9 protein-coding genes are annotated in these 11,902 nt (G+C 38.7%); 1 reads left to right on the top strand and 8 read right to left on the bottom strand.

From position 1 onward, the window contains the following. Positions 1-366 precede the first annotated feature (366 nt). The 8 genes from JIV24_RS10415 to JIV24_RS10450 all read right to left on the bottom strand — a co-directional run bounded on the left by JIV24_RS10415 (position 367) and on the right by JIV24_RS10450 (position 11,003). Complete coding sequence (locus tag JIV24_RS10415) at positions 367-1,632, bottom strand: adenylosuccinate synthase (RefSeq protein ID WP_200464974.1); 1,266 nt, start codon at positions 1,630-1,632, stop codon at positions 367-369. 210 nt (positions 1,633-1,842) lie between these two features. Continuing rightward, on the bottom strand, positions 1,843-2,304 hold the full coding sequence (locus JIV24_RS10420; RefSeq protein WP_200464975.1) for a Fur family transcriptional regulator: 462 nt from the start codon (positions 2,302-2,304) through the stop codon (positions 1,843-1,845). 72 nt (positions 2,305-2,376) lie between these two features. Beyond that, entirely contained in the window at positions 2,377-4,605 is a 2,229-nt protein-coding gene (locus tag JIV24_RS10425) for a RelA/SpoT family protein (protein WP_200464976.1), read from the bottom strand. Between the two features lie 143 nt (positions 4,606-4,748). Then, positions 4,749-6,026, bottom strand: a complete 1,278-nt coding sequence (locus JIV24_RS10430; protein WP_200464977.1) for a M16 family metallopeptidase — start codon at positions 6,024-6,026, stop codon at positions 4,749-4,751. Positions 6,027-6,029: 3 nt separating this feature from the next. Next, positions 6,030-7,268 carry a M16 family metallopeptidase gene (locus JIV24_RS10435; RefSeq protein ID WP_200464978.1) on the bottom strand — a complete coding sequence of 413 codons (1,239 nt, stop codon included), beginning with the start codon at positions 7,266-7,268 and terminating at the stop codon, positions 6,030-6,032. Further along, positions 7,268-8,224 (bottom strand): NAD(P)H-dependent flavin oxidoreductase, encoded by a 957-nt coding sequence (locus JIV24_RS10440; protein ID WP_200464979.1) that lies wholly within the window; start codon positions 8,222-8,224, stop codon positions 7,268-7,270. The genes JIV24_RS10435 and JIV24_RS10440 overlap by 1 nt, the downstream gene beginning before the upstream one ends. Positions 8,225-8,399: 175 nt before the next feature. Further along, the gene (locus JIV24_RS10445) at positions 8,400-9,575 is read right to left on the bottom strand and encodes a THUMP domain-containing class I SAM-dependent RNA methyltransferase (protein WP_200464980.1); all 1,176 of its coding nucleotides are present in this window, start codon (positions 9,573-9,575) and stop codon (positions 8,400-8,402) included. Between the two features lie 189 nt (positions 9,576-9,764). After that, on the bottom strand, positions 9,765-11,003 hold the full coding sequence (locus tag JIV24_RS10450) for a threonine/serine exporter family protein (protein ID WP_200464981.1): 1,239 nt from the start codon (positions 11,001-11,003) through the stop codon (positions 9,765-9,767). 139 nt (positions 11,004-11,142) lie between these two features. Between JIV24_RS10450 and JIV24_RS10455 the strand changes: the two genes are divergently transcribed. After that, the gene (locus JIV24_RS10455) at positions 11,143-11,820 is read left to right on the top strand and encodes a hypothetical protein (RefSeq protein WP_200464982.1); all 678 of its coding nucleotides are present in this window, start codon (positions 11,143-11,145) and stop codon (positions 11,818-11,820) included. Positions 11,821-11,902: the final 82 nt, after the last annotated feature.

The raw sequence follows: 11,902 nt of genomic DNA on the forward strand, positions 1-11,902 counted from the left end.
GTAGGTATTAGCTTTGATGGCGTATATAATTATTAAGATGCTGAGCACTTCATTTGGCTTCCGTGCGCTTGTATTAGTTCAATATAAACCTACGGAAGCCAGTTTTAAGTCTACGGAACTTCATTTTTAAGCTACGGAACTAATAATTAACCCTACGGAACACTAAAAAATAGCTACGGAAGCCTCATATGAACCTACGGAAGAGCAGATGAAGGCTACGGAAGAGCAGATGAAGGCTACGGAACAGGAAAAAATGTTTACGGAAGTGGAAGAAAGAGCTACGGAAGCCAGGTTTAGGTCTACGGAAAGTGCAAAAAAAAGCCTGCAACAATGTGCAGGCTTTCAAATATTTTGGAATAATCCTTTTTATTTACGAACGATAGTCTGTTCACGGTCAGGACCAACAGAAACGATGGTGATTGGTACCTCAAGCTCTTTTTCAAGGTAAGCAATGTAATCACTTAATTCCTGTGGGAATTCATCTTCTGACTTAACACCTGTTAAATCCTCTTTCCATCCTTTGATTTCTTTATAGATTGGCTCTACATCATCAGTTAATTCAAATGGGAATTCTTCGGTAATCGTTCCATCAGGTAATTTATAGGCTGTTGCAGCTTTAATGGTCTCAAAACCACTTAATACATCACCTTTGGTCATGATTAATTGTGTAACACCATTAATCATTACTGAGTATTTTAAAGCAACTAAGTCGACCCAACCGCAACGACGAGGACGACCTGTAGTAGCACCAAATTCATGGCCAGCTTTACGCAGTTCTTCACCTGTTTCGTCGAATAACTCAGTAGGGAATGGGCCACTACCAACACGCGTACAATAGGCTTTGAAGATACCGTATACTTCACCAATTTTGTTTGGCGCTACACCCATACCTGTACATGCACCGGCACAAATAGTGTTAGATGATGTAACAAATGGATATGAACCAAAATCAATGTCTAACAAAGTACCCTGAGCACCTTCTGCCAAGATGGTTTTTCCAGCCTTAAGGTGTTTGTTGATCTCGTGCTCACTATCAATAATGATACAGCCTTTAAGGGTTTCAATACCTTCAGTAAGTCCCTTTTCAAACTCTTCAATGTTATATTCAAAATCGTACATTTCAAGCATTTTAACATGCTTCTCTTTTAATGCAGCGTATTTTTCTTCGAAGTTATGAAGGATATCACCCACACGAAGACCATTACGGCCTGTTTTATCCATATAGGTTGGACCAATACCTTTTAGTGTAGAGCCAATCTTGGTTTTACCTTTAGACGCTTCAGATGCTGCATCTAAAATGCGGTGAGTTGGTAATATTAAATGGGCTTTCTTAGAGATATAAAGGTTTTTAGTAATATCAAACCCTTTTTCTTTAAGCGAGTCTATTTCGTGTTTGAAAGTGATTGGGTCAAGCACCACTCCGTTACCAACAATATTAGCTTTGTCGTTATGGAAAATACCCGATGGGATATTGTGCAACACGTGTTTGAAATTATCAAACTCTAATGTGTGACCTGCATTTGGTCCTCCCTGAAAACGGGTGATGACATCATATTGAGGAGTTAGAACATCAACAACTTTTCCTTTGCCTTCGTCCCCCCATTGGAGTCCTAGTAAAACATCAACCTTCATTCTCTTTTGTTTTAGTATTATGCTCGCTGAGCCTATTGTTTGTTAATTAAACGAAACCATTTGGCTTGTTTAATGACATGTTAAACATGAATTTATCAATGTCTTAACATGAAAAATCGGACTTCCGATTGCCTCAGAATTCCGATTTGTAAAAGTACACAATATACCGTTAAAAGCTATTGTAAAGCTCTGTTTTTTTATTCAATTATATTACTCCTTATCTACTGACGATATACAGTCTTTGCATGTGCCGTAAACATACAAAGAATGATGCGATACCTTGAACTCGTTAAAGTCTGCAGCATTGTTTAATACCGTTTGAATACCCGGATCACAAAATTCGATAACAGAACCGCAATTGGTGCAGATAAGATGATCGTGCTGTTTGGATTCAAAAGCTTTTTCAAATTGGGCAATGTTTTTCCCAAATTGATGCTTAATAACCAACTTACAGTCCAATAATAAGTCAATGGTATTGTATAAGGTAGCTCGGCTTACACGATAATTTTTGTTTTTCATGAATATATACAACGATTCAATGTCGAAGTGACCTTCGCGGCTGTATATTTCATCTAAAATGGCATAACGTTCAGGCGTTTTGCGATGCCCATTGCGCTGAAGGTATTCAGTGAACAGTTGTTTTACCACATCTTTGGCTTCTACCTTATTCATACGTAGTCTCAATTAAAATAGAGCCTAAAAATAATTAAAATCGTGTGATTAAAAAATACTTGTTTAGAATAATTATAAATCAGCCTTAATACGCTCCTGGCGAGTCACGTTATGAACCCCTTTTATCTTCATAATATTTAAGATGAGGTTATTTAAGTCTTCAGTGTTATGAATGTAGAGGTAAATATTCCCTTCAAAAATACCATCGTGGCTTTCAATATTTATCGAGCGCATATTTACATTCTGATCTTCTGAAATGACCTTGGTAATCTTACTAACGATGCCCATCTGGTCAATGCCCGAAAGGTTGATCATGGCCAGATACGATAGTATTTTATGTGATTCCCATTGTGCTGAGATGATGCGGTTGCCCTGACTTGACATGAGCTTTAGTGCGATTGGACACTTGCGGCTATGTAAAACAATTTCATCATTGTCATCCTGATAGGCTAAAATATCATCGCCGGGTATAGGGTTACAACATTCCGAAATAGTGAAATTTCCTTGCTCATCATTATCCGATAAAACAACTTGTTTTTTCTTCGGAGCCTCTTCAGGTTTGCTCGCTTCTTCTTTATTTGTGGACATGCCAAAATTCAGTTTCCAATAGCGTATCCACTTGTTGTTCGACTTGGTGCTGAGTATCTTATGAAGGTTGTCGAGGTTGAGGGTTCCTTTACCTATTTTGAAGTATAATTCATCGCGCTTAGGGATTTTATGGAAATCAAGAATTTTTTTAAGTATGCGCGAGTTGATGGTGAGCTTCTTCTTGTGTAATTCGTTTTCTAATATCTTTTCGCCTTTAATGATAATACTCTTGCGTTCTTCTTTAAAGGCATTTTTAATACGTGTTTTGGCCTTGGCAGTAGTTACAAAATTGAGCCAATCGTATTTTGGTTGTTGTTTCTCAGATGTAATAATTTCAACCTGATCACCACTTTTAAGTCCATGACTCAGCGGTACGAGTTTGAAGTTAACTTTGGCACCAATGCATTTATAGCCAATGTCGGTGTGTATGTCGAACGCAAAGTCTAAAGCTGTAGCGCCTTTAGGTAGAACTCTAACTTCTCCTTTAGGAGTAAAAATCATTATTTCTGACGCGAAAAGGTTGAGTTTGAAATCATCCAGAAACTCGAGCGAGTCAGCATCCGGATTATCCAATAACTCCTTAATCATCTCAAGCCATTTGTCCAGCTCCGATTCTTTTTCTTTTTGTCCTTTGTACTTCCAATGAGCAGCAAAGCCGCGTTCGGCAATCTCATCCATTCGTTTGGTACGAATTTGTATCTCTACCCATTTGCCATCGGGCCCCATCACTGTGCTGTGCAAGGCTTCATAGCCGTTGGCTTTGGGTGTTGATACCCAATCGCGTAAGCGGTCAGGTTTGGGCTTGTATATATCCGTTATCATCGAATAAATGGCCCAGCACTGTGTCTTTTCAGGTAAATGGCTCTTGGGTGTAAAAACGACTCGGATAGCCAGTACATCATAAACCTCTTCGAAAGGCAAGTCCTTTTTTTGCATTTTACTCCAAATGGAATACACTGACTTATGACGTCCAACTACATCGAATTCATAACCTTCGGCATTGAGTCTTTTCTCAATAGGTGCTTTAAAGTGGCTGATGAATTCGACATGCTGCTCTTCGCTTTCCTTAACTTTCTGACTTAAATCGGTAAATACTTGTGGTAACTCGTATTTGAGACTCAGATCTTCCAGCTCCGTTTTAATGGCATACAAACCTAAACGGTGAGCAAGAGGTGCATAAAAATAGAGTGTTTCACCAGCAATTTTCAAGCGCTTATGCTCAGGCATCGACTTAAGCGTGCGCATATTGTGCAAGCGATCGGCCAGTTTGATAAGAATCACACGCACATCTTCTACCATGGTAAGTAAAAGCTTTCGAAAGTTTTCTGCCTGAATAGAGGTGCTTTGGTCAAAAACGCCTTCCAGCTTGGTTAGTCCTGCTACAATGGAGGCAATTTTTTCACCAAAGATATTTTGTAAATCTTCAACTGTATAATCGGTATCTTCAACAACATCATGTAAAATAGCTGCCACAACACCTTTGGTGCCCAATCCAATTTCTTCGGCGGCAATGCGTGCTACTTCAATGGGGTGCAAGATGTATGGTTCGCCCGATTTTCGTCGCATGCCATGATGCGCTTCATGAGCTAACTCAAACGCCTTTGTTACCAACTTCATGTTTTCTGGAGTTTGGCAGCGTGGGCAGGCTTCAATGAGCACATTAAATTGCTCACGAATCATTTTATCTTCTTCTTCCCATTCCGTTTTTGTCATGCACGTAGTCGTTAAAGCGAACTAAAATACTTAATTCCTTTGATTGTAACAAAGGATTGTGAGCACTTGTTTTCCTAGTTCTAAAGTCTTGAATATTAGCAATGGCAAGCGATTTTTGTCGAATGTAATGCTATATTTTTCACTTACTTGCCGGCAATAACAGTAATAAAATCGGTTTCCTGGAAATATTTTTGAGCTAAATTCTGCAATTCTTCGGCCGTAATACTTGTTAGTACATCAAAGAATTCGTTGAAATATGCTGGTGACAAGCTCTCGTCGATTAATCCGCGATAGTTATCTGATGTGGCAAATGGGCCATCGAAATTACGAATCATATCACCCAATAAAAAGTTACGTACTAACGCCAGTTCTTCATTGCCTATTCGTTCGTCTCTCAGCTTTTTTATTTCATTAAAAATTTCCTTAACAGCAAGTTCACGATTCTCAGCCTTAACATCAGAGCCGATAACCAAAAAGCCACCGAATTTATAAGTCATGATAAAGGAAGAGATGCCATAGGTTAGTCCTTTTTCTTCTCGGATTTTAGTCATCAAACGTGAACCAAAAAATCCGCCTAACACTGCATTTAATATCTGCATGCCATGAAAGTCCGGGTGTTCTTTGCTAAACAGTGGAATGCCTATTTTAATAGATGATTGAAGAGCATCATTTTTTTCAACAAATATATTACGAAGAACATCTTCTTTATTTTGCGGTTGAGGATCTTTTAATGGTTGTTCATCAGACCAATGTTGACCAAAGTGTGTATTTAATAATTCTTTGATGTTGCTACCGGGTTGGCCGGATATTATAATGTGTGTGCCACTCGGAATATAAGCTTGTTTATGAAAGTTGATAACATCTTCGCGCGTCAATTTCTCAAAATCATCCATCGTGAGGTAATTACCATATGGATGCTCTTTTCCGTATAGGTTCTGTGTAAAAGCACGCGTTGCCAAGGTTTTAACCTTATCGCTTTCAATAAGGTATTCTTGTTTGCGTTTGTTAAGAAGGGTGTCAATTTCTTTTTGTTCAAACACTGGATTTTTAATGATGTCCTCTAATATCTTCAGTGTCTCTGGTAAGAAATGAGTTAGCGCAACTAATGTTACCACCGAATGGTGAAATGAAGCTTGCTGACCAATAAAAGCACCATAAAAGTCAATTTTTTCTGATATCTCAGCACCGCTCATCGAAACAGTGCCTTCAGACAAGGCTTTATTGGTGATAGATGCCAGTAGTGGCTGAGATGCCTGTACTGAACCTGCCGGAAACAAGAAGTCTAACTTGGCTACTTCTTGCGAACCTGCTTGCATCAGGTGTACTTTAATGCCATTATTTAGCTCATAGGTTTCAATAGGTAAAAGCTCAAAGCTATCAATGTTTTTAAATTCAGGAGCAGTTGTTCTGTTGATATTCATACCTTATTTGCTTGAGCGATAATAGAGTGTTGAGCTGTTATTTGCTGTAAAAGTTTTTTGAGCACTATTTAAGATATCTTGTGCGCTCACGGCTTGATACTTATCTACTTCTGAATTGATGTTTTCGGCTTTACCCAAAAGCTCAAAAGAAGCAAGGTTCATGGCCTTATTCAAAAAGCTGATTTCAGAAAATACCAAAGAAGATTCAATCTTGTTTTTGACCTTCTGTAGTTCATAATCATTAACGACTTTAGAGGTCATTCTATCTAATTCAACCTGAATGGCCTTTTCTGCTTTTTCCATACCGACACCTGGGAGTATGCGCCCGGTAACAGTGAATAATCCTGGGTGATGATCGCCAGAGATGTAGGCATTCACCTCGCTAAACAGTTGTTGCTCTTTTACCAACGATTGATTCATACGTGCCGAAGGACCGTTTGATAAGATGTCAGATAAAAGGTCTACAGCGTAAAAATCATCATCCATACGTGCGCCAATGTGAAATACTTTATGAATCATATCAGCTGGCACATTTCGTTCGACTTCCAATTGACGTTTTTCAGTTTGCTTTGGCTCCGCTTGTATCTGATGCTCTTCAAGCTGACGGTGCGGAATTGGACCAAACCATTTCTCTGCTAGTTGAAAAACTTTAGCTGGGTCAACATTTCCTGAAACAGAAAGAACCGCATTGTTTGGTGCATAATGGCTGTAGAAAAACGATTTGACATCATCCAATGTCGCATTTTCGATATGTGCAATGTCCTTACCAATAGTTGGCCACATGTATGGATGTACTTTGTAGGCTAGGGGACTTAGCAATAGTGGGATGTCGCCATAGGGTTGATTCAGGTAACGTTGTTTAAATTCCTCAATCACTACTTTACGCTGCACTTCCAGGCTTTGCTCAGAAAAGTCGAGCTCAAGCATGCGATCAGATTCCAACCAAAATCCTGTTTCAAGGTTGGTAGCTGGCAAAGTCAGATAGTAGTTGGTAATGTCACAGCTGGTCCAGGCATTGTTGTCGCCACCCACCATTTGTAATGGGGCATCATATGAAGGAATGTTTTTGCTGCCGCCAAACATCAGGTGTTCAAACAAGTGAGCAAAGCCTGTTTTGTTTGGGTTTTCATTTTTTGAACCAACATTGTAAAGAACATTAACAGCCGCAAGAGGTGTGCTCTTATCAACATGTACTACTACGCGTAATCCGTTTGAGAGCGTTCGCTTTTCTATATTTATCATTAGAAATTAAATCGATGGTGAGAGCTTATTTCTTCCTTTGTGGCCAGGTATTCGCTTAATAATTCAGTAAATACTTCGCTTACAGGTTTTATGTTGTTAATTAATGAGGCAACCTGACCTATTTCCAATTCACCTTCCACCAAATCACCTTCGAAAATACCCTTTTTTGCACGCCCTTTACCCAATAACTTTTGCAGGTCAAGGGTTGAAGCACCTGATTTTTCAGCTTCATGCACTTTTTCGAAGAATTCATTTTTCATTAAACGGACTGGGGCCAGTTTCTTAAGTGATAATAAGGTGCCTCCTTCGCCGGTTTTGACGACGAGTTGTTTAAATGCATCATGAGCCGATGATTCTTCTGTAATGGCAAAGCGTGAACCTATCTGTATGCCATCGGCACCAAGTGATAAGGCTGCAAACATTCCTTTACCTGTACCGATACCTCCTGCAGCAATGAGTGGTAATTTGGTTTGTTGTCGAATGGAAGGGATCAATGTTAGCGTGGTCGTTTCTTCACGACCATTGTGCCCGCCCGCTTCAAAGCCTTCAGCTACAATAGCATCAACACCTGCATCTTCACATTTTTTGGCAAATCGACCATTGGCAATCACATGTACGACTGTTATGCCTTTTTCTTTTAAAAAACTTGTCCATTTGGCCGGATTACCTGCAGAAGTAAATACAATTTGAACTTGTTCTTCAACAATGATTTGCATGAGCGCATCAATGTTAGGATATAATAATGGCACATTGACACCCCAAGGTTTAGTAGTGGCTTTCTTCATTTTAAGGATGTGCTCACGAAAAACATCGGGATACATCGAACCGGCACCTATTAAGCCCAGTCCACCATTGTTGCTCACTGCCGACGCCAGGCGCCATCCACTACACCAAACCATTCCGCCCTGAATGATAGGATATTGAATATTGAAAAGTTCAGTAATTCTATTCTGCATGGTAAGAGAATTATAAATCGTATCAAATTTAAAAGATACTCGTCGAGCGAGTCGAGTTGATGATCTTTCGACTGCGCTTAGTGAACGTTACTCGATACTAATAACCTGAGTTGGATTTAATTAATATTAAACTCAGGTTAATAACTCATATTTGATCAACAAAGCATCAAATAGATTAACTATCCAATCGCTTTCTTGTTCGATTTACCTTCTTTTTAAACTCTTTCATTTCGCCTTCAAACATGTCGTATGCTACAAACTTACATTCGAGAGAACCATTGTAAAGTTTGTGTTTAGCATCCGGACGTAAACCTACATGTTTTAGTGCATCCATGTTAGAAGTAATGATCCAGGCTTGCCAGTCGGTATAATTCTTTTTCAAATGAGTACCAATTTTCTTGTAGAACTCATCGATATTATCCTTGGTTAAACGTTCGCCATATGGAGGGTTGGTAATCATCATACCACGGGGAGCCGGAGGCATATGATCTTCCATGTTAGAACGTATAATGCGTATCTGACGGTTTAAGCGGAAATCCAATGAGGCCGTTTTGGCCATGTCAATGGCTTGTGGGTTATTATCACCACCAACAATATTCACTTTTGGATAACGGATTTTATTTTCTGCTTCAGTATAGATTTTTTCCCACAATGCTTTGTCGTAGTCGGCCCATGTCATAAAACCGAAATGCTTTCGCTTAAAGTTAGCCGGCATATCACAGGCTATCATAGCTGCTTCCATTAATATGGTACCAGTTCCGCACATCGGGTCAATCAAAGGAATGTCTTTGTGCCACTTGGCAATCTTAAGCATGCCGGCTGCCAATGCTTCATTAAGCGGCGCTTTGTGGAGCGGACTACGATAACCACGGCGGTGTAACGATTCTACTGAACTATCTAGCGAAATAGTGAATTGATCATGCGATACATGAACATTGAATTGTAAATCAGGCTTTTCGATACTAACTGATGGGCGCTGACCATTCTTATCTCTAAATTGGTCAACAATGGCATCTTTCGTTTTTAAAGCTAGGTATTTGGTGTGTTTGAAAAAATCGGAAAAAGCTACTGCATCAATGGCAAAGGTGTTTTTCTCAGTCATGAAGGCCGACCAATCAAAATCATAGATGTTCTTGTATAGCTCATCTTCGTTCTTGGCTTTAAAGCTTAAAACCGGAACCAAAACGCGAAGCGCTGTTCGTAAATGCAGGTTGGCTTTGTACAAGACCTCTTTATCACCGGTACATGTTACTGCCCTTTTAACAGGTGTTACATCTTTGGCCCCTAATTCCCTTAATTCTTCAGCCAATACTTCCTCTAAACCATGAAAGGTTTTTACTAATAACTTCATGCGAACGCGTTTTTCAATAAAATCTTAAATTCTGTTATCCATTTAATAACAGATTATTATAATCTCACAAGTCGTTGATCTCTTTATCTGATTAGAAAAGAGGGCGCAAATGTACGAAACTTAAAACTAAGAATCTATTTTAGGGTTCGTATTCATATGAGCTTTTACAATTCTTAACTATAAATTCTTTTAGCGCTTGAAAACGCCTGATTCATTGCCGGTATTCTGGGATAAGCGTTTATCCATAAATGTGCCGGAAAATATTAATCCACCGATTATTCCCATAAATATGTATAGCACCTGTTCGCCCATGTAACTGTTGCTTATTTGGGTGTTTAAGAATAAAGTACTCAGTCCAATAAACGCTTTACTTCCTGGTACCAACATGATGATGCCTGGTATAAGATACACCAAACGAGGTGCTTTAGTCAAGTGTGCAAATAATTTGCTAACAGCCACGGCCACTATTGTTCCAATGAAAATACTAACAAGTATGCCAGTGAAATCGAGTAGCATAGTGGTATAAAAGCAGATGAAGCCGGTTACTACACCAAGTGGTATGTCTTTTAATCGGACCTTAAATACAGGCATTAAGCTGAGTGATAAAAGAGGGATTGCAATAAAATCGACCCAGGCAGGTATATCATCTACCACTTCGTGTGCTTTAACTTCTACAAATAATGGAAGTAGGGCAAGACCCAATACCACACCAAAGAATTGTTTGAACAGAGACACAAGCGCATCAAAAAGCTTGGCTGTGCCTGAAACTAAACTTCTGGACGTGATCTCCTCTAGAGCTGTTGTTAATGATAGACCGGGAACAAATATAATGATTGAGGCCAATATGGTCATTGATACATTAATGTCGGGTCGGACAGTGGATATTAATCCGGTAATTATTGTTGCTAAAAAAGCGACTAAAGATTCCAATGTGCTTCGTATGTAGCTCGAGTGCTTAGCCATGGCTGTAACTCCGTAAACCAAGGCCCCCAGCAGTGTAGCTACAATAACAGAAAACCAGTTGGTGTTAAGGATAATGCAAAATGAACCAGCTGAAATCATAAATGATAATAGTTCAATAAGGCTGTTATAGCCTATTTTAGCCTTGTTCAGTTCCTTAATTTTATTCTTCGCATCAGCAAAAGGGAGATCATTTGAAATAACATTGTTAGTAATTTCAACAACCCTTGACAACGCACCTAAGTTTAATTCACCAGGAGGCACGCACTCTACGTGATTGTATGTGTGCTCATCTTCTTCATAAAATACATAATTTATCCAGGTAGGTGTATCCATGAAACTCCCCTTAATGCCTTTTTTTTCGGCAATCTCAGTAAGGTACAGTTGCGATTTGTATGATGGAACACCATAAGTATGAAGCGCTTTTCCGAGCTGAACAATGAACTTATATTGCTGAGGAATTTGCATTGGTTTATTCTGTTGAGCTTTAAATAAATTGGCTGCAAAGTTAGCTAAGTTTTGAAGAATAAAGATGGGTGGTTTTATGATATTTGTTGGCTTTAAAATTTAATTTATATATTTGCATCTAAATATATAGATATATAAAATGAATATAGACTCTACTTCACAACCCAATCTTCCAAAAGAAGAAGAAAATAGTTTGTTGCAAAATCTCGACAATGATGCCTTTCAGGCTAATGAACAGATTGAAAAGAAAAAAAAGAAACGCAAGCCATTTGATACCAAGCAAGAGCCCCGAAAAGCTTTAAGTACGTTTTTTCGTAATCATTTTAAAATGTTGATTAATCGTATGGTTCAGGCCGACAGAAAAGCGATGATAATGGTAAGGATTAATACGACAATTATTTCGCTGTTAATTGTTTTCAATCAAAAGATGGATGTATACATCGAAAATGGCAATCAAATTGGATTGGTGTTACTGGTTGGAAGTGGCATATCCTTGGTTCTTTCATTGTTAACTGCCAGTCCCATTGGAGCATACGTGCATCGTTTGTTTAAATATCATCGCGAAATGAAAGAGAAATACCCAGACTTTAAGCACAATAGTTTTATGATGATGAAGCGGGTTGATTTAAACGAATATGAAAAAGCCATGGATGCTGTAGTTCGTAATCAGGATTTGCAAATAGGTAATCAAGTGCGCTCTAGTTTTATGCTCAGTCATTATACCTTATGTAAATACCAGCTTTTGCAATGGTCGTACAATGCATTTTTGATCGCTTTTTTTATTAGCATTGGCATATTCATACATGGTATCATGTAATCAATTCAGTTGTGTCAATGACTTAATTGTTTTAAACGCTTTTTTTACCGTTTCACTCCCATTGTCATCTTACTAAATGATT

Origin of the sequence: Carboxylicivirga marina (genome assembly GCF_016612505.1) — a bacterium.
Classification (GTDB): Bacteria; Bacteroidota; Bacteroidia; order Bacteroidales; family Marinilabiliaceae; genus Carboxylicivirga; species Carboxylicivirga marina.